This is a genomic window from Arthrobacter pullicola, from assembly GCF_014836875.1.
Lineage (GTDB): Bacteria > Actinomycetota > Actinomycetes > Actinomycetales > Micrococcaceae > Arthrobacter_B > Arthrobacter_B pullicola.
In genome coordinates, this window is the sequence record NZ_JACSQC010000007.1 from 22,307 (window position 1) to 40,686 (window position 18,380).

Sequence of the window (18,380 nt, forward strand, 5' to 3'; positions counted from 1 at the left end):
CCGTGGCCGCACGCACCTGGAACACAGGTGCACGGGACCTTGCCGGGTTCGCCGGGCGGGTGCTGCTGCCCGCCGCCGGGCTCGGCATCGCGCTGGCGGTGCTGTACCGGCTGACGAGTGGAACCGACCCCGTTGCGCTGCCCACCCTCGTACTGCGGATTGCCTCCGGTGCGGTGGTTTCGGCCTGCGTGCTGGGCTGGATTATCGGCCTGGCCCACCGCCGCGGGGCGGGCACGCCAGGCCGGGCCGACGGCGTCGTGCCCTTCCTGGACGGGGTACGGGCCTTTGCTATGGGTGGAGCCGTGTGGCTGGTGCCTGCCGCCGCTGCCTTTGGAATGCTGGCGCTTTTTGGGTTCCCCCTCACTGTGGTGGCCACGCCAGCCGAGCTGGCCGCCACAGTGCTGCTTCTTTTTGCCGCCGTGCTGCTCAGCGAGGCGGTTCCGGAGGAAATCGTGTTCCGGGGCTACATGATGCGGGTGCTGGGCGAACGGCTGCGGGGACTCTGGGCCAACGTTGTTCAGGCTGCCCTCTTCGCCGCCTTCGCCCTGGTCCTGCGCGGCTGGACCGGGACCGCGGACCTCCTTCTCTTTCTTGGCATGGGGCTGGGCCTGGGCTACGTGCGCACGGTTTCCGGATCAGTCTGGACCACTGTCGGATTCCATACTGCCTTCCAGACCGGTGCACAGCTGGTCCTCACCCACGATGCCGTGGACTTCTCCGGTGCGGACGGGCTGAGCATGCTGGCGCTTGGTGTTGTTCCCTTTGCGGCCGGCATCATCCTCGTGGATCTGCTGGCGCCGTCCCACCCCCGGCTGTTTGCCCGGCAAAGGCAGAAGGCCGCCCCGGAATAACCGGGGCGGCCTTCGATCTGTTGGGTGCGGTCAGCCTAAGCCGGGCTGGAGGCCTGAGCCGGTTCCGGCTCATCCTGGAACCGGCCGGCAAGCCGGTCCTCCCACGCGGTCATGACCGCGTCATCGGTCCGCGGGCTGAGCAGGGAAATGACGACGTATACGGCTGCCGAGGCAATGAGTCCAAAGTAGATCGGCTCATTGGCATAGACGCCGTCGTACGGCTGATCGCCGGTGACTTCCAGGAAGATCATGGTTGCCAGGGTGGCGACGGTTCCGGCGACCATTGAAGCGGCAGCGCCCAGGCCGGTGCCCCGCTTCCAGAAGAGCCCGCCGAGGATGGCTACGAGGAGCCCGCCGACCAGGATGTCGTAGGCGATGGTCAGTGCCGCGACTACATCCTGGACCACGATGGCAAGGGCGATGGCCACCAGTCCCAGGCCAAGAACCCAGACCTGGCTGCGGGCAATATCGTGTTCCGGGTTGCCGGCCGGGCGTCCGGCTTCCGGTTTGGCTGCGCCGAACCAGCTGCGGACATAAGGCACTACGTCCGTGCGGGCCACGGTGGCGGCGGCAATGAGCGCGCCGGACGCCGTGGACATCATCGCTGCCACGGCGGCGGCCAGCACCAGGCCGCCCAGGCCCACCGGCAGCAGGCTCATGGCGACGTCGGCGTAAACATCGTCCTTGGACTCGATGCTCGGCAGCACCACGGAGGCTGCCATGCCGATCAGGGCGCCGGCTACACCGTAGAGGATGCAGTAGATGCCGGCGGCGGTACCGCCCCAGCGGGCGATCAGCGGGGTACGGGCCGTAAAGACCCGCTGCCAGATGTCCTGGCCGATCAGCAGGCCGAGGGTGTACACAACGAAGTAGGTGATGATGCTCTGTGCGCCGATGCCGGTGATGCTGAAGAACTCCGCATCCACCCGCTCACGGATTCCGTCGAGGCCGCCGGCCGCGTTGAATGTGAAGGGCAGCATCAGGGCAAAGACGCCGATGGTCTTGATGATGAACTGGGCCATGTCTGCCAGGGTGATGGACCACATGCCGCCGATCGTGGAGTAGATCAGCACCACGGCGCCGCCGATGGCGATGGCCAGCCAGCGCTCCCAGCCGAAGAGCACCACGAAGATGGTGGCGTAGGCGCCTGTGGACGTGGCGCACAGCATCAGGGTGTAAGCCAGCATCACAATCGAGGACATCTGCGTGGACTGCGCGCCGTAACGCAGGGAGAGCATCTGCGAGACGGTGTAGATCTTCAGCTTCTGCAGCTTGGAGGCGAAGAGCAGGCTCAGCAGCAGCACTCCCGCGCCAATTGCCACTACCAGCCACATGCCGGAGACGCCGTACTGGTAGCCCAGTCCTACGCCGCCAACCGTGGAGGCACCGCCCAGAACGACGGCGGCCATGGTGCCGGTGTAGAACAGGGGGCCGAGCCGGCGGCCGGCGACGAGGTAGTCGCTTTCATTACGGGTGCGGGTTTTGCCCCACCAGCCGAAGGCAAGCATGCCAACGAGGTAGGCCACCACGATTGCCGCATTCAGGTAATCCATTCAAGTCCTGTCGATAGGAGGCGGCACCGGGCGAAACCGCGGTCTGTGCCTCGAGATATGCCTCTAGGTCAACTTATGTTTACCAAACGCTATTGCTGAACGGGGGGATGGGTCAAAGGAAGTTCAGGATTGTGTCCGGATCGAAACGCGGGCTACCGCCGCCAGGCGTATTCCAGCTCCGGCCTGCCGGGGGAGCCGTAACGCGGTGAACGTTCTACTGCGCGCTGGCCTTCAAGATGTTCCAGGTAGCGCCGGACGGTGATGCGGGACATCGCCAGCTGCGCCGAAAGCTCCGATGCGGACAGGGGAACCGCCGACTTCTTCAACGCGCAGGACACAGCCTCGAGCGTTTCCGGCGAAAGCCCCTTCGGGAGGGCCGCGGCATGATGAGGGCGCAGGGCAGCCAATGCCTGGTCCACTTCGGACTGAGTGGCCGCCACCCCTTGCCCGGAAAGCAGCAAACGGTACTCGCGGTAGGCAGCGAGCTTGGCGCTGAAGGAAGCAAAGGTGAACGGCTTGATCAGGTACTGCGCGATCCCGGCCGACATCGCCTGGCGCACCACCGGCAACTCCCGGACAGCGGTAATGGCGATGACGTCCGCCGGGATTCCGCGGCCCCGGATCCGCCGCAGCAGATCCAGGCCGTGCAGGTCCGGCAGGTTCATATCCAGCAGGATCAGGTCACAGGCGGACCCGGCCGCTGTCAGGAAGTCCAGGGCATCCGCCGCGGTATGGGCGATGCCGGCAAGGATAAATCCCTCGCAGCGCCGCACGTATTCGGCATGGGCCTCGGCGACCACCGTTTCATCCTCCACCACCAGGACGGCGATCTGGTCTTCCCGGTTCACTGCCGCACCGCCTCGGCCAGCGGGATCCGCACGGTAAACCGGGCCCCGCCGCCTTCCGCGGAATCCAGTGCCAGGGTGCCGCCGAGCCGCAGGACAGCCTGGCGGACCAGGGGCAGCCCGAAGCCCCGTCCGGCACCGGCGGAGAACGGCTGTCCTGTGTCCTTGGTGCTGAATCCCTGTTCGAAGATCTCCTCCCGTGCCGCCCGCGGAACCCCTGGGCCGCTGTCCTGGACACTGATCTGGAGGCCGCGTCCGTCACCTTCACCGACCACGGCCAGCTGGACGGCCACCCAAGGCGACGGAAGCCCCTGGACGGCGTCAAAGGCGTTGTCGAGCAGGTTGCCCAGAACCGTAACCAGTTCACCGGAGTCCAGCACTGCAGGGCCGGTTTCTGCGGCAGCATCATCGATGAGTTCGACGGCGACCCGGATTCCGCGCTCCCTCGCCTGTGCCTTCTTGCCGGCCAGCAGCGCTGCCAGGGCGGGGTCCCCAACGGATGCGGCGACGTCGTCCGCCAACTGCTGGGAGTGCGCCAAATCCCGCGTCGCGAACTCCAGCGCCTCCCTGGGGCGGTCCAGCTCAATCAGGGAAACCACGGTGTGGAGACGGTTGGCATGCTCATGTGCCTGGGACTGCAGTGCATCGGTGAGGGTGCGCATCGACTGAAGCTCACCCGTGAGGGCTTCAACCTCGGTGTGATCGCGCAGTGTGGTCACTGTCCCCATCCGCCGCGGTGCCCCGGCCGCCGGTGCCCCGGCCGGCAAGGTCCGGCCGATCCACCGCCGGCCCGGCACGCGGCTGCTTCCAGGCGGACGCACCGCAGGGGACTGATTCACGACCAGGATCCGGTCACGGGTGAAGTGGAACTCGTCCTGGGCGCTCCGGCCGGTGTGCAGCAGATCGGCCAGGGCCGCCGGCAGCCCTAGCTCCCGCGGGTCCTCGGGCTCGGTGCCGGTGCTGAGTTCCAGTCCCAGCAGTGCTGCTGCCTGCTCATTCCAGAGCACCAGGCGGCCGTCATTGTCCAGGAGCAGGAGGCCCTCGCGCAGGGAATGCAGTGCGGAGTCGTAGAACGTGAACATGTCCCGCAGCTCCTCGGGTTTCCGGTCCCGGGTGGTGTGGCGCAGGTACCGGCTGAGCCCGTAGGCAGCGAGGGACCCACAGGCCAGTGCGGCCAGCGAAATGAGGAACGCGGCAGGGAGCTGGGCGTCCCGGGCAATCCCCACCCGGTCCACCGTGATGCCGGCCGACACCAGCGCGGTCACCGTTCCGTCCGGTCCCAGGACCGGAGTGATAGCCCGCACCGAAGGGCCAAGGGTGCCGGTGTAGACCTCGGTGAAGGGTTCTCCGCGCAGCGCCTGGTCAACGGATCCCAGATAGACCCTGCCGATCTGCTCCTCGCTCCGGTGGGTGAAACGGGTCCCGTCGGGAGCCATGATGGTCAGGAAATCAATCCCCGCGGCGTCCATCACCGCCCGGGCAAAGGGCTGCAGTGAGCTGCTCGGATCCGGGGAGGAAGCGGCGGAGAGCACAAACGGATCCGCGGCCACTGTTTCGGAAATGGCGAGCATCCGTGCGGCGGTCTCTGCGTAGCTGCGCTGTTCAGCCTGGTGGTAGAGCACCCAGGACAGCCCCGCGGAAAGGCAGGCGATAAAAGCCAGCTGCCCCATGAGCAGCCGGCTGGCGAGACTCCATTTCCCCACACAAACTCCGATGATTTCTTGCAGTTGCCCCGCTGCTGTGCTGCCGGGCTGCGAACAGTATGACCACAACCGTGACAGTCATCACATTACGAGGCGACGATATTTACGAGCGATCCCGTTCCCGGGGAACAGGCCTTCTCCGCAGTGCGGAGAGTGAACGCCGGCCGGCACGGATCAACGACCAAAGCCTAGGAGCCGTACCCATATGGCATCTGCCACATCTCCCAACAGCGCCGGCTCACCGACGAGCCGCCGCACCAAGGACAAAACGCACTTCCTGTACATTGCCGTCATCCTGGCGGTGGTCCTCGGTGCTGTCCTGGGCCTGCTGAGCCCGGACTTCGCCAAGGGACTGAAGCCCATGGGGACGGCCTTTATTGCCCTCATCAAGATGATGATCGCCCCGGTGATCTTCTGCACGATTGTCCTTGGTATCGGCTCCATCGCCAAAGCGGCCACGGTTGGCAAGGTGGGTGGATTGGCGTTGGGCTACTTCATCCTGATGTCCACTTTCGCCCTTGCCATCGGACTGATCGTCGGAAACCTGATCCACCCCGGCACCGGACTGAACCTCGAAGCCAGCGCTGCCGATGCCCCTGCAGCGCCCGAGGACGGCGAAGGGCTGGTCGGCTTCGTCCTCAGCATCATTCCCGCCACGCTCCTGGCGTCGCTAACCGGTGAGAGCATCCTGCAGACCCTCTTCGTGGCCCTGCTGGTTGGTTTTGCCCTGCAGAAGATGGGTCCCGCCGGAGCACCCATCCTGACCGGTATCGGCCACCTCCAGAAGCTCGTCTTCCGCATTCTGGCCATGGTGATGTGGCTGGCGCCCATCGGTGCCTTCGGTGCGATTGCCGCCGTCGTCGGCGAAACCGGTGTAGGCGCGATCAAGAGCATGGCCGTGCTGATGATCGCCTTCTACATCACCTGCATCCTCTTCATCGCCGTTGTCCTGGGCGGTGTGCTCAAGATCTGCACCGGCGTGAACATCTTCAAGCTGATGCGCTACCTGGGCCGTGAATACCTGCTGATTTTCTCCACCTCTTCCTCCGAGGTTGCACTGCCGCGCCTGATCGCCAAGATGGAACACCTCGGCGTCTCCAAGCCTGTGGTCGGCGTGACTGTTCCCACCGGCTATTCATTCAACCTGGACGGCACGGCCATCTACCTGACCATGGCGGCGCTCTTCGTCGCCTCAGCCATGAACAAACCGCTGGAATTCGGCGAGCAGATCTCCCTGCTGGTCTTTATGATCATCGCTTCCAAGGGAGCGGCCGGCGTTACCGGTGCCGGCCTGGCAACCCTGGCCGGCGGCCTGCAGTCCCACCGCCCGGATTTGGTGGAAGGCGTCGGGCTCATCGTCGGAATCGACCGCTTTATGTCCGAGGGCCGCGCGCTGACCAACTTCACCGGCAACGCCGTCGCCACCGTCCTGATCGGAACCTGGACCAAGGAAATCGATAAGGAACAGGTCAACGCCGTCCTGAACCGGGAGCGTCCGTTCGATGAGGCCAGCATGGATGACGACCACCAGGCACCGGCTCCCGCTCCGGAAACGGAGCTGGAAACGACGGCGGCCCGCTAGGGCCGGCTCACAGCTTCGGTATCCGGTGCAGGGCCCGGATACCGGGCCACAGGGCGCCCCCGCCTTCCGCGGGGGCGCCCTGTGTGCTTAAAGGGATTGCGGAACCCCTACCGGCGGGTGCCGGGCGGTAGGGATAATGGAAAAGTCAGCGCAAATCCGCCTGAAAGGGTTGAACCCGCAGGAGGAGGAACACCCTCGAGGCTCAATCAAGGAGGGGTTAGTTTGCTGAAAGAACGGGAGATCATGGCGGTTCTTCCCGCCGTGGACATGGCCAGGGCCAGTGATTTCTACGGGAATGTGCTTGGCCTCGACGCGCCGCAGGTTATGGATGATGAAAACCTGCTCTATCACGGCGGGAACGGCACGCATTTCCTGCTGTATAAAACCGACAACGCCGGCAGCGCAAAAAATACCCAGATGGGCTGGGAGACCACGGACATCGATGGCGAGGTGGCGGATCTTCGGAGCCGCGGCGTCGTCTTCGAGGACTATGATTTCCCGGGCCTGAAGACGGAGGAGGGCATCGCCTCCACACCGGTGGGGAAAGCTGCCTGGTTCACGGATACGGAGGGAAACATCCTTAACCTTTTCCAGCGTGCGTAACCAGGAAACAGACAGCGGAACCTGCCCGGATGGACGTCCGTACGGGCAGGTTCCGCTGTCTCGGCGGGGGAGCTGAGACAAGGTTCGAGTTAAGGTTGAGCGTCAAGGCTCGCGGCGTTCCACGACGCTGATTCGCGGTATAGGCGTTGCACAGTTGTAATCTTGGAGAGGACAGCCGCAGGACAGCTAGAGACGGAAGCGTGGATTTATACGTGAGCAGCGAACAGAGTTCCACAACTCTGCAGGGGCCAACGCAGGGCGCAACCGATGAAGCCATGGGTCCGACCGGCCGCCCCCTGACGGAATTCCCCGAGCCTCCGGTCCTGACTTCCCATGGTCCGGCCCGCATCATCGCAATGGTGAACCAGAAGGGTGGAGTCGGCAAAACGACGTCGACCATCAACCTGGGTGCCGCCCTCGCCGAAGCCGGACGCAAGGTCCTGCTGGTGGACTTCGATCCCCAGGGCGCGCTCTCGGCGGGCCTGGGCACCAATCCGCACGAGCTGGACGTCACCGTCTACAACGTCCTGATGGACCGCAAGGTGGACATCCGCGACGCCATCCAGGAAACACACGTCGAGAACATCGACCTGCTCCCGGCCAACATCGACCTCTCCGCCGCAGAGGTGCAGCTGGTCAATGAGGTTGCCCGCGAGCAGGTCCTGGAGCGTGCCCTGCGCCGGGTCTCGGACGACTACGACGTCATCCTCATCGACTGCCAGCCCTCCCTGGGCCTGCTGACAGTCAACGCGCTGACCGCCGCCCACGGCGTGATCATCCCGCTGATCTGCGAGTTCTTCGCCCTGCGCGCGGTGGCCCTGCTGGTGGAAACCATCGAAAAGGTGCAGGACCGGCTGAACCCGGGCCTGCAGGTCGACGGCGTCCTGGCCACCATGTACGACGCCCGCACCCTGCACAGCCGCGAAGTAATCGGCCGTCTGGTGGAAGCCTTCGGAGACAAGGTCTTTGAGACCGTTATCAAGCGGACCATCAAATTCGCCGACGCCACGGTCGCAGCTGAACCCATTACCTCCTACGCCGGCAACCATGCCGGAGCTGAATCCTACCGCCGCCTCGCCAAGGAACTGATTGCCCGCGGCGGCGCACCCTAGCCTGGCGGCGGACGCCGGGGCGGGGGAGACCCAGGAACAGGCAGCAAACGCAGACGGGCACCAGCCCGGCGGATTCGAAGTCCGGCTGGAGAACTTCCGCGGACCCTTCGATGTGCTGCTGGGCCTGATCTCCAAACACGAACTGGACATCACCGAGATCGCCCTGGCCAAGGTCACGGACGAGTTCATTGCCTATATCCGCGCACTCACCGCCTCCGGGCAGGGCTGGGCGCTCGATGAAGCAAGTGAGTTCCTGGTGATTGCGGCTACCCTCCTGGACCTCAAGGCAGCGCGGCTGCTGCCTGCCGGGGACGTGGAAGACGACGAGGACATTGCCCTGCTCGAGGCAAGGGACCTGCTCTTTGCCAGACTGCTGCAGTACCGGGCGTTCAAGGAAGTGGCATCCCTGATGGGAACGCGCCTGGCCGAAGAAGGCCTGCGGTTCCCCCGTGATACCGCACTGGAACCGCATCTGGCCGCGATGCTGCCGGAACTGGTCTGGCGGTCCACACCCGCCGAATTCGCCAAGCTGGCGCTCAAGGCACTGGAACCCAAGCCCGGACCACCCACCGAAGTTGGGCTGGCACACCTGCATGCTCCGCGCGTCAGCGTCCGGGAACAGGCGCAGATCATCAGTGCACGGTTGGCGGAGAGCAGCCCGCTGACCTTCACCGAGCTCACCGGCGGAGCCACCCCGCTGGAGACCGTGGCACGGTTCCTTGCCCTGCTGGAAATGTTCCGGGACGGCGTGCTGGCCTTCGACCAGCCCGTGCCGCTGGGTGAACTGCGGATCACCTGGACCGGGAGGGCCGGCGCAGATGGAGCATGGTCCGCGGAGGCGCTGACCGAAGAATACGACGAGGAGATGCATGCAGAACCCGCCGACGCCTGAGCCGGAAAGCATCCACACCAGGCCCGGCGGGCTCCGGGCGGCGGCCGAGGCCGTGCTGATGGTGATCAACGAACCAGTCACGGCCGCCCAGCTGGCTGCCGCCCTGGAGGTTCCGGCTGCCGACATGGCCCAGGTCCTGGCCGACCTGCGTGAAGAGTATGACGGTTATACTGGGGGTGGATCCAGCGGGCTGCGGGCTCCTCAACCGCGGGGCTTCGAGCTCCGCGAAGTGGCCGGAGGCTGGCGCATCTACTCGCGTCCCGGCTTTGCGGACATCGTCGGGCAGTTCGTCCTCGAAGGCCAAAGTGCCCGCCTGTCCCAGGCTGCACTGGAAACCCTCGCCGTGATTGCTTACCGCCAACCGGTGTCCCGGGGGCGGGTATCGGCTATCCGGGGAGTCAACGTCGACTCCGTGGTCCGAACGCTTATCCAGCGCGGGCTGATCGAGGAAGCGGGCAGCGAACCGGAAACCGGTTCACTGCTCTACGTCACGACGCCGTACTTCCTGGAGAAACTGGGGCTCGGCAGCTTGGAGGAGCTGCCGCAGATCGCACCCCACCTGCCCGGGCTGGAAAACCTTGCAGAATTTGAAGAGACTACTTACTAACCGCTACACCCGAAGGATTTTTAATGACACAGGCACCCCGTTCCGGAGCAGGCCGCAGCAATCCGCGCGGCGGAGGGGCCTCAGGCGGCAGCCGGGGCTTCGGCAAGGGCTCCAAGCCCTCCACCGGCCGTACCGGCGGACCGAAGTCCGCTTCGGACCGCGGCACCCAGTCAGGTGGCTTCAAGTCCGGTGCGCCCAAGTCCGGCGGATTTAAGTCCGGCGGCTCCCGGCCGGCCCGGGACGACGCTCCCGCGGCTGAGGGATTCCGGTCCGGCGCTCCCAAGTCCGGCGGCTTCAAGCCCGGTGGCCCCAAGTCGGGCGGCTTCAAGCCCGGCGGCGCCAAAAAGGGCGGCGGCGAACGTGCCTTCCGCAACGAACGTTTCGGCAAGAACCTCGGCCCGGTCACCAAGCGGCCGCACACCCGGCGCCCGGGCAAGCCCGTTGTGTCCGAGCACCACGATCCCGAGGGCATCCGCCTGCAGAAGGTGATGGCCAGTGCCGGCGTGGCCTCCCGCCGCGTGTGCGAGGAAATGATCCAGGAAGGACGGGTGGAGGTCGACGGTGAGGTCGTCACCGAGCTCGGTGTCCGCGTTGACCCCAAGACCGTTTCCATCCACGTGGACGGGATGAGCCTGCAGCTGGATGAGACGCAGAAGTACTACGTCTTCAACAAGCCCCGCGGCGTCATCTCCACCATGGAGGACCCGGAAGGCCGTCCCTGCATCAGCGACTACCTGAAGAACACCAACAAGCACGAGCGCCTCTTCCACGTCGGCCGCCTGGATAACAACACCGAGGGCCTGCTGCTGCTGACCAACGACGGCGAGCTGGCCAACCGGCTGACCCACCCCTCCTACGAGGTTCCGAAGACCTACCTGGTGCAGGTCCGCGGGCCCATGGCCCACGGCGTCGGCGCCCAGATGCGTGAAGGCCTGGAACTCGAGGACGGCTTCGCCAAGGTCGATTCCTTCCGTCTGGTCGATTCCACGCCGGGCCACATCCTGGTGGAAGTTGTGCTGCACTCCGGCCGGAACCGGATTGTCCGCCGCATGTTTGACGCAGTCGGACACCCGGTCGAGCGCCTGGTCCGCACCCAGATGGGTCCCATCCGCCTGAACGATCAGCGCCAGGGCAGCATCCGCGTCCTCGGCCGCCACGAAGTGGGCCACCTGCTGGCTTCCGTAGGACTCTAGCCGGTGACGGTACTGGTCAACGGGGGCACCCACCTGTCCGGACCGGTCCTGGTGATTGGTACCGGCCTGCTCGGTGCCAGCATCGGCCTGGGCCTGCGGGCCCGGGGGATCGACGTCGTACTCTCGGATATTTCCCCCTCCACGGAGGCAGTGGCCAAGGATATCGGTGCCGGACGGCTGCTTTCCGGAGTCGAGCCGGGTTTCGCGCCGCAGCTGGTCGTCGTCGCGGCTCCGCCGGACGTAACCGCGTCCCTGGTGGCGCAGGCGCTGAAGGACTGGCCGGCCGCCGTCGTCGTCGACATTGCCAGTGTGAAGGCCGCCGTCCTGGCGGACCTTGAGGGCACGGGTGCCGATTTGTCCCGCTATGTGGGCACGCACCCGATGGCTGGACGCGAAAAGTCCGGTCCGGTGGCCGCCCTGGGCGACCTCTTTATGTCCAATCCCTGGGTCATCTGCGCCGGGGAGCGCAGTTCTGCCGAGGCAGTGAAGACCGCGGAGGCGCTGGCCATTGATCTGGGTGCCGTTGTCTCGCGGATGGATGCCGAGGACCATGACCAGTCAGTTGCCCTGATTTCCCACCTGCCGCAGGTAATGTCCTCGCTGGTGGCCAGCCGGCTGCAGGAAACTCCGCCGTCGTCGCTGGCGCTGGCCGGCAACGGGCTGCGCGACGTGACCCGGATCGCCGCCAGCGATCCGAAGCTGTGGGTGCAGATCCTCAGCGGCAACGCCCCGCGGCTGGTGTCGATCCTGCAGGGTGTCCGCGAGGACCTGAACCGGCTGATCAACACGCTGGAAAACCCGGAGGCGGACGGGGCCAGGCTGGATATGGCCCAGCTGATCTCCGAAGGCAACACCGGACAGGCCCGCATCCCGGGCAAACACGGCACGCCGCCGCAGTCCTTTGCCAGCTTTACGGTCCTGGTCGATGACACCCCAGGCCAGATCGCGCAGCTGCTCACCGAAATCGGTGAAATCGGCGTCAACCTGGAAGACCTGCGCCTGGAGCATGCCTCCGGACGCCAGGTGGGCCGGGCGGAAATCTCGGTTCTGCCGAGCAAGGTGGCCGGGCTGGTCAGTGAACTGACCTCGCGCGGCTGGAAGGTAGTGGAGTGAGCGAAGAACGTAATCCGGCCCAGTTCCGGCTGGGTAAGCCCCTGGTTGTGGCCATTGACGGTCCGTCGGGATCCGGTAAGTCCAGCATCAGCCGGGAAGCGGCCCGGCGCCTGCGCGCCGCCTACCTCGACACGGGTGCGATGTACCGTGCCGTCACCATCTCCTGCATGCGTGCCGGGATTGACCTGACCGACGCCGTCGCCGTCGAGGCCGCCACCCGTGCCGCGGACATCGAGCTCAGTACCTCCCCGGACCAGGAATGGGTGCGGGTCGGAGGGGAGGACGTCACCCAGGCCATCCGCGAACCCGAGGTCTCCGCCAACGTCAGCGCCGTGGCCACCACCCTCGGTGCCCGCGCTGATCTGGTCCGCCGGCAGCAGCAGCTGATCAAGGATTCCGGGCTTCGCATCGTCGCCGAGGGCCGTGACATCACCACGGTGGTGGCGCCCACGGCAGAGGTGCGGATCCTGCTCACCGCCTCGGAAGAGGCCCGGCTGCGCCGCCGCGGGGTCCAGCTGGGTGGTTCGCAGACCGCCGCGCAGCTGCGCGAGCAGGTCCTGACCCGCGATGTGAAGGACTCCACGGTGGTGAACTTCCAGAAGGCGGCCGACGGCGTGGTGACCATCGATTCCTCCGACCTGGACTTTGAGGAAACTGTCCAGGCCGTCCTGGACGTGGTCTACAGCAGCACGCACTGACTTTTAGAGCTGGTGTTGCGCCGGACCCCAAGGGGTCCGGCGCTCCTTGCCGTGTTTCAATGGACTGGTGGCTGCACGGGATTCTTCGTGTATTAACCCCAAAATACTTACCCGGGCTGAACGTCCGGAGACGGCCGGGCGCGCACGCGCTGAGGCCTCAACGGAAAGAAAGCAATAGTTTATGAACGCCAACCCTACCTTTGACGGCGACTCCGGCGAGGAGTACGTGCCCGCAGGCGAGGACCAGATCGACGAGCGGCTTGCAGCCCTTGACGACGACGAAGCCAACCTGCGCGCGGAAACCCTGCGTGCCGGGCTCTCCGACTACGAACTCGATGAGGAAGACGCTGCGCTGCTGGCCGGCGGCTTCGACGAGATTGACGAAGACGCTCCGGTCCTGCTGGATCCCGTGGTCGCCATTGTTGGACGCCCGAACGTCGGCAAGTCCACCCTGGTTAACCGCATCCTGGGCCGCCGCGAGGCCGTGGTGGAGGACACCCCGGGTGTCACCCGCGACCGCGTGTCCTACCCGGCGACCTGGAATGGCGTGAACTTCACGCTCGTTGATACCGGCGGCTGGGAGCACGACGCCCGCGGCATTCATGCCCGCGTTGCCGACCAGGCTGAGATCGCCGTCGACGTTGCCGACGCCGTGATGCTGGTTGTCGATGCCACCGTAGGTATCACCGCCACCGACGAAGCCGTCGTGAAGATGCTCCGCAGCAAGGGCAAGCCCGTCATCGTCGTCGCCAACAAGGTGGACGACATCCAGAACGAAGCCGACGCTTCGGTTCTCTGGGGCCTGGGCTTCGGCGAGCCGTACCCCGTTTCCGCACTGCACGGCCGCGGCACCGCCGACATGCTCGACGCTGTGCTGGAGGTGCTGCCGGAGTACTCCGCCTACGGTGGACTGGACCGCAGCGGCGGCCCGCGCCGCATCGCCCTCATCGGCCGCCCGAACGTCGGCAAGTCCTCCCTGCTGAACAAGCTCGCAGGCAGCGAGCGTGTGGTTGTTGATGACACGGCCGGCACCACCCGCGACCCCGTCGATGAAATGATCGAACTCGGCGGCCGCACCTGGCGCTTCGTCGACACCGCCGGCATCCGCCGCCGCCAGCACATGGCCCAGGGCGCCGACTTCTACGCGTCCCTGCGCACGCAGGCCGCGCTGGAGAAGGCGGAGGTCGCCGTCGTCCTCCTGGCCGTTGACGAAGTCCTCTCCGAGCAGGACGTGCGTATCCTGCAGCTGGCCATCGATTCCGGCCGCGCACTGGTCCTCGCCTTCAACAAGTGGGACCTGCTCGACGACGAACGCCGCCGCTACCTGAAAACCGAGATCGAGCGCGACCTCGCGCACGTCGAGTGGGCGCCGCACGTCAACATCTCGGCTAAGACCGGCTGGCACAAGGACCGCCTGGTTCCCGCGCTGGACACGGCCCTGGAGAACTGGGACAAGCGCATCCCGACCGGCAAGCTCAACGCCTTCCTGGGTGAACTGGTGGCGGCGCACCCGCACCCCGTGCGCGGCGGCAAGCAGCCCCGTATCCTCTTCGGCACCCAGGCCTCCTCGCGGCCGCCGAAGTTCGTGCTCTTCACCACCGGGTTCCTGGATCCCGGATACCGCCGCTTCATCACCCGCCGCCTGCGGGAGACCTTCGGCTTCGAAGGCACCCCGATCGAGGTCAACATGCGTGTGCGCGAAAAGCGCGGCAAGCCGGGCAAGCGCTAACCTGCTCTAGCATGGGGAGCGGCCGCGGAGCCAATATGAACTCCGGGGCCGCTCCGATGCGGGGAAATCGGCAAGTCTGTTGTAGAGTATTTGAGTTGGTTCGGCCGGGAACGCTCCGGCTTGAGGGTCAATGAAGTAACGGGTTGTGGCGCAGCTTGGTAGCGCACTTGACTGGGGGTCAAGGGGTCGCAGGTTCAAATCCTGTCAACCCGACGATAAGCCTGACGGAACGCAAGTTCTGTCGGGCTTTTTGTCGTTTCCGGGGTTGGTTGTCGCTGTGCGGCCCAGGTGCCGGGTGCTGAGCGTGCAGGTATGGCGGCGATCTTGGCCGTTGAGGCCACCAGGGCTGCACCCTCGACGCCAGGAAGACGACGCGCGGCGGTCTGCGCGGGGTGCTCAGCGGTTCCTGCCGCCCTTGCTAGCGTTGGGTTCATGACCGCGTTCTATGATCCTTCGCCCACCGAACTGCACCATCTGCGCCGCTGTGTGGAACTTGCGCGCACCGCCCTGGACGGCGGCGACGAGCCTTTTGGCTCCCTGCTGGTCGACGCCGAAGGCCGGGTGCTGTTCGAAGACCGCAACCGGGTCAAGGACGGTGACGCCACCCGCCACCCCGAGTTCGAGATTGCCCGTTGGGCTGCGGAGCACCAAACTCCCGCCGAACGGGCGGCAAGCACGGTCTTCACCTCAGGGGAGCACTGCCCGATGTGCGCCGCTGCGCACGGCTGGGTGGGGCTCGGCCGCATCGTTTACGCCAGCAGCAGCGAGCAGCTGTCCCAGTGGCTGGCCGAGTGGGATGTTCCTGCAGGCCCGGTGGCCGCGCTCCCGATCGCGGCTGTGGTGCCGGGGCTCGACATCGCAGGGCCGGTTGCGGAGCTGAGCGGGGAAGTCCGGGCGCTCCAGGCCCGGCTGCGGGGCCGCTGACATCCCGCTGCACCCGGGGGTCGTGCTCAGTTATGGCTATCCACAGGCGGCCGATCGCAAACCGAAGGGCTCTGGCGGCGGCGCGGCGCCCGTCGGTAAACTAGCCACGGCCGTGCAAGCGAATGAGGAGGTGGTACCCGTGAATACATCGACGTGGGTGCTCCTCTCTGGAGTCATGGCCGGACGATAGGTCGTCCGGGAGCGCCATTCAAAGCACTCCCGAAAGGCACGACCATGCACTTCATTTCCGAACGCCATCTCGATGACGGTGTCCTCGAACGCGAATTCACCCTCGGCGGCATCCCGGGCATCCTGTGGACTCCCGCCTCCGTATCCACACCAGCGCCGCTGATCCTGCTTGGGCACCCCGGCGGGCTGCGCCCAATGTACCCCCGGTTGGCGGGGCGGGCCCGGAGCTCAGCGGCAAGCGGTTTCGCTGCAGCCAGCATCGAACTCCCCGGAGCCGGCAGCCGGCCCCGATTGCCCGAGGCCGAGCAGGCCCGCGCCGATCTGCAGGCGGCGCTGGCCGCCGGAGAACCGGTCGCCGCTGAGATTGTGGACCGGCTGGTCCTCCCGCTGGTGGAGCAAGCGGTCCCGGAATGGCAGGCAACCCTGGACGCACTTCTGGCCCTGCCTGAAATCCGCGGGCCGGTCGGGTTTTCGGGCGGAGTGATCGCCATTGGGATCCGGCTGGCGCTAAGAGAGCCCCGCATCAAGGCTGCAGGGCTCTTCGCCGGGAGTTTTGTGCCCCGCGCGATGATCGACGAAGCCCGTCAGGTCACCATTCCGCTGCACATCCTGCTGCAGTGGGATGACGAGGGAAACGACCGGCAGCTGGCACTGGACCTGTTCGACGCTTTCGGATCAAGGGAGAAGACGCTGCAGGCCAACATGGGCGGACATGCCGGTGTTCCGCCGTACGCGGGGGAAGATGCGGCCAGATTCTTCGCCCGGCACCTGATCTGATGACGAGCCGCCAGGGGAGCCCGATGTCCCCTGCTGCGGCGGATGACACAGGTTCGCGGCAGCCTATGAGATGAGAAGTCCGACGTCGTCAGCGACAGCAGCCATCTGTCCCGCAAACTGATGGCCACCGGTCTCGTGCCGGCGTACGACGGCGCCGGGCAGCAGGGCTGCCAAACGGTCAAGATGGTCGACGGGCACAGTGTCGTCGTCACGGCAGTGGTGCAGGTAAAGCGGAAGGCCCGCTGGCAGCTCGTAGCCAGCCGGCAGAGCGTACTCGGCCTGCCAGCCCTCGGATCCCCAGAATGGTGTCGCCAGCAGGACGAGCCCCCGCGGCAGGGGACCATGCCACCCTCCACCCAGGCGAAGGAGCGCCATCGACGCCCCGAAGGAGTGTCCGATGATCGCCAGGTCCGGCCCCAGGGCATCCCGCTGGCGGTCCAGCTCAGCGAACCAGGCCGCAGCGGACATATCCTCTTCGGGGTAACGGGCCATCGCCACCGGAACGCCCAGCCGGGTGCGCAGCTCTTCGGCCAGCGGCTGGTCGTCGAGCCAGCCGCCGGCGCCGTGGATAAAAAGGAAGTCCATGAGTTCTCCCACGGAGTTGATCCGGCCTGAGACTGCCAGTACTACTCTCCTTAGGAGGGCCGGTCCACCCAGGGCGTGCATCCTTGGTGCCGGAAACACGTTGCGTGATACCCAGCGGGGGTATACAGTCGGTTACGGATACCCAGTAGGGGTATATGTCGATGAGAGGAAACGCGATGACCACGAACGAATACCAGGTGACCGGAATGACCTGCGGGCACTGTGAACTGTCGGTCCGCGAAGAGGTTGAGCAGATCCCCGGCGTCGAAGACATTCAGGTCAGTGCCCAGACCGGCCGGCTCGCCGTGACGGCGTCTGAGCCGCTCGATGATTCCAAGGTCCTGGCCGCGGTGGAGGAGGCGGGCTATTCGGCGGTGCGGACAGCATGAATGCCGGCGCTCGCCTGGCGCTCTATGGTGCCGGGCTGGTGGTGGTGTTCGGCGGTGCGTTCGGAATCGCCGGAGCCGTTGCGCCTGAGAACGCGGTCACCGGCTGGATGGAAGAAGGCCGGTCCGGAGGGAATGCGATGACGGACCACGCCGAAGGCCCGGGCTCCGCGGGCACCGAGCCTGCCGCGGCCGCCCCGGACGCTGTGAAGGGACTCGCCGCCGGCGTCGGCGGTTATCTGCTTTCACCCGTCCAGGCGCCCGAAACAGCGGGGCAGCCCGGCACGCTGAGCTTCCAGATCCAGGATGCCGCCGGCAATCCGGTCAGGGAATACGAAACCTCGCACGACAGGGACCTGCATTTGATTGTGGCCCGGACGGACGGCAGTCTGTTCCGCCATGTCCACCCGGTGCTGGATGAGTCAACGGGCACCTGGTCGGCACCATGGGAGTGGGCTGAAGCCGGGAGCTACCGGGTGTTCGCTGACTTCACGCCTACGGCTGCCGAATCCGGCGCGGCTTCACTGACCCTGACACGCACGGTGCAGGTGGCCGGGGAGTTCACGCCGGCAGCGCCGCAGCCAACAAGGGTTGACCAGGTGGATGGCTTCACCGTCTCGCTCGACGGCGACATGGTGGCCGGGTCCTCGAACCCCCTCACCCTCTCGGTTGCCCGGGACGGCGAACCCGTAACCACCCTGGAACCGTATCTTGGCGCCTTTGGCCACCTCGTCGCGCTTCGCGACGGCGACCTCGCCTATCTGCACGTCCACGCCGAGGGGGAGACCCCGGAAGCGGGGCAGACAGCCGGGCCGGATATCCGGTTCGCCGCCCAGGTTCCCACCGCCGGACGGTACCTGCTCTATCTGGACTTCCAGGTTGACGGCCAGGTCCACACCGCCGAGTTTGTGCTGGACGCGGCGCACAGCCGCAGCAACAGCACCACCGGCAACACGGAATCCACCGACACCGGGAGTGGGCCGCATTCGGAGCCCGGCCACTAATCTGCCAACCCGCCCCAGCAAACCAGCTAAACGA

General features: G+C 66.1%; 18 protein-coding genes and 1 tRNA gene. 15 read left to right on the plus strand and 4 right to left on the minus strand.

Features of this window, described 5'->3' with window-relative positions:
- Nucleotides 1–2 precede the first annotated feature (2 nt).
- Nucleotides 3–851 (plus strand): CPBP family glutamic-type intramembrane protease, encoded by an 849-nt coding sequence (locus H9638_RS17100; protein WP_191748365.1) that lies wholly within the window; start codon nt 3–5, stop codon nt 849–851.
- Nucleotides 852–886: 35 nt separating this feature from the next.
- Here the strand turns inward: H9638_RS17100 and H9638_RS13970 are convergent, their stop codons facing one another.
- From H9638_RS13970 to H9638_RS13980, 3 genes are all read right to left on the minus strand, one after another.
- The gene (locus tag H9638_RS13970; protein WP_191748367.1) at nt 887–2,404 is read right to left on the minus strand and encodes a sodium:solute symporter; all 1,518 of its coding nucleotides are present in this window, start codon (nt 2,402–2,404) and stop codon (nt 887–889) included.
- A gap of 152 nt (nt 2,405–2,556) precedes the next feature.
- A complete protein-coding gene (locus H9638_RS13975; RefSeq protein ID WP_191748369.1) occupies nt 2,557–3,252 on the minus strand; it encodes a response regulator in 696 nt (231 codons plus the stop codon).
- On the minus strand, nt 3,249–4,952 hold the full coding sequence (locus H9638_RS13980) for a sensor histidine kinase (RefSeq protein ID WP_191748371.1): 1,704 nt from the start codon (nt 4,950–4,952) through the stop codon (nt 3,249–3,251). The genes H9638_RS13975 and H9638_RS13980 overlap by 4 nt, the downstream gene beginning before the upstream one ends.
- A 205-nt stretch (nt 4,953–5,157) precedes the next feature.
- Between H9638_RS13980 and H9638_RS13985 the strand changes: the two genes are divergently transcribed.
- From H9638_RS13985 to H9638_RS14040, 12 genes are all read left to right on the plus strand, one after another.
- Nucleotides 5,158–6,534, plus strand: coding sequence for a cation:dicarboxylate symporter family transporter (locus tag H9638_RS13985; protein ID WP_191748372.1), 1,377 nt, complete (start codon nt 5,158–5,160; stop codon nt 6,532–6,534).
- Nucleotides 6,535–6,756: 222 nt separating this feature from the next.
- Nucleotides 6,757–7,137, plus strand: a complete 381-nt coding sequence (locus H9638_RS13990; protein WP_191748375.1) for a VOC family protein — start codon at nt 6,757–6,759, stop codon at nt 7,135–7,137.
- Between the two features lie 212 nt (nt 7,138–7,349).
- Nucleotides 7,350–8,249: a ParA family protein gene (locus H9638_RS13995; protein WP_191748377.1), complete on the plus strand. Its 900-nt coding sequence runs from the start codon at nt 7,350–7,352 to the stop codon at nt 8,247–8,249.
- Complete coding sequence (locus tag H9638_RS14000) at nt 8,227–9,141, plus strand: segregation and condensation protein A (RefSeq protein WP_404799669.1); 915 nt, start codon at nt 8,227–8,229, stop codon at nt 9,139–9,141. Before H9638_RS13995 ends, H9638_RS14000 begins: the two co-directional genes overlap by 23 nt.
- A complete protein-coding gene (scpB, locus tag H9638_RS14005) occupies nt 9,119–9,748 on the plus strand; it encodes an SMC-Scp complex subunit ScpB (protein ID WP_191748379.1) in 630 nt (209 codons plus the stop codon). Before H9638_RS14000 ends, scpB begins: the two co-directional genes overlap by 23 nt.
- A gap of 23 nt (nt 9,749–9,771) precedes the next feature.
- Nucleotides 9,772–10,941, plus strand: coding sequence for a pseudouridine synthase (locus H9638_RS14010; protein WP_191748381.1), 1,170 nt, complete (start codon nt 9,772–9,774; stop codon nt 10,939–10,941).
- A gap of 3 nt (nt 10,942–10,944) precedes the next feature.
- Nucleotides 10,945–12,054 (plus strand): prephenate dehydrogenase, encoded by a 1,110-nt coding sequence (locus H9638_RS14015; RefSeq protein WP_191748383.1) that lies wholly within the window; start codon nt 10,945–10,947, stop codon nt 12,052–12,054.
- Nucleotides 12,051–12,752, plus strand: coding sequence for a (d)CMP kinase (gene cmk, locus H9638_RS14020; protein WP_191748385.1), 702 nt, complete (start codon nt 12,051–12,053; stop codon nt 12,750–12,752). Before H9638_RS14015 ends, cmk begins: the two co-directional genes overlap by 4 nt.
- 181 nt (nt 12,753–12,933) lie before the next feature.
- The gene (der, locus tag H9638_RS14025; RefSeq protein WP_191748387.1) at nt 12,934–14,481 is read left to right on the plus strand and encodes a ribosome biogenesis GTPase Der; all 1,548 of its coding nucleotides are present in this window, start codon (nt 12,934–12,936) and stop codon (nt 14,479–14,481) included.
- 139 nt (nt 14,482–14,620) lie between these two features.
- Nucleotides 14,621–14,694: transfer RNA gene (locus H9638_RS14030), tRNA-Pro, on the plus strand.
- 219 nt (nt 14,695–14,913) lie between these two features.
- The gene (locus tag H9638_RS14035; protein ID WP_191748389.1) at nt 14,914–15,405 is read left to right on the plus strand and encodes a nucleoside deaminase; all 492 of its coding nucleotides are present in this window, start codon (nt 14,914–14,916) and stop codon (nt 15,403–15,405) included.
- 234 nt (nt 15,406–15,639) lie between these two features.
- The gene (locus H9638_RS14040; protein ID WP_191748391.1) at nt 15,640–16,371 is read left to right on the plus strand and encodes a dienelactone hydrolase family protein; all 732 of its coding nucleotides are present in this window, start codon (nt 15,640–15,642) and stop codon (nt 16,369–16,371) included.
- 63 nt (nt 16,372–16,434) lie between these two features.
- Here H9638_RS14040 and H9638_RS14045 read toward each other — a convergent pair whose 3' ends face one another.
- Nucleotides 16,435–16,956, minus strand: coding sequence for an alpha/beta fold hydrolase (locus tag H9638_RS14045; protein WP_191748393.1), 522 nt, complete (start codon nt 16,954–16,956; stop codon nt 16,435–16,437).
- A 176-nt stretch (nt 16,957–17,132) separates the two neighbouring features.
- Between H9638_RS14045 and H9638_RS14050 the strand changes: the two genes are divergently transcribed.
- On the plus strand, nt 17,133–17,345 hold the full coding sequence (locus tag H9638_RS14050; protein WP_191748395.1) for a heavy-metal-associated domain-containing protein: 213 nt from the start codon (nt 17,133–17,135) through the stop codon (nt 17,343–17,345).
- On the plus strand, nt 17,342–18,346 hold the full coding sequence (locus tag H9638_RS14055) for a heavy-metal-associated domain-containing protein (RefSeq protein ID WP_191748397.1): 1,005 nt from the start codon (nt 17,342–17,344) through the stop codon (nt 18,344–18,346). The genes H9638_RS14050 and H9638_RS14055 overlap by 4 nt, the downstream gene beginning before the upstream one ends.
- The last annotated feature ends 34 nt before the right edge of the window (nt 18,347–18,380 follow it).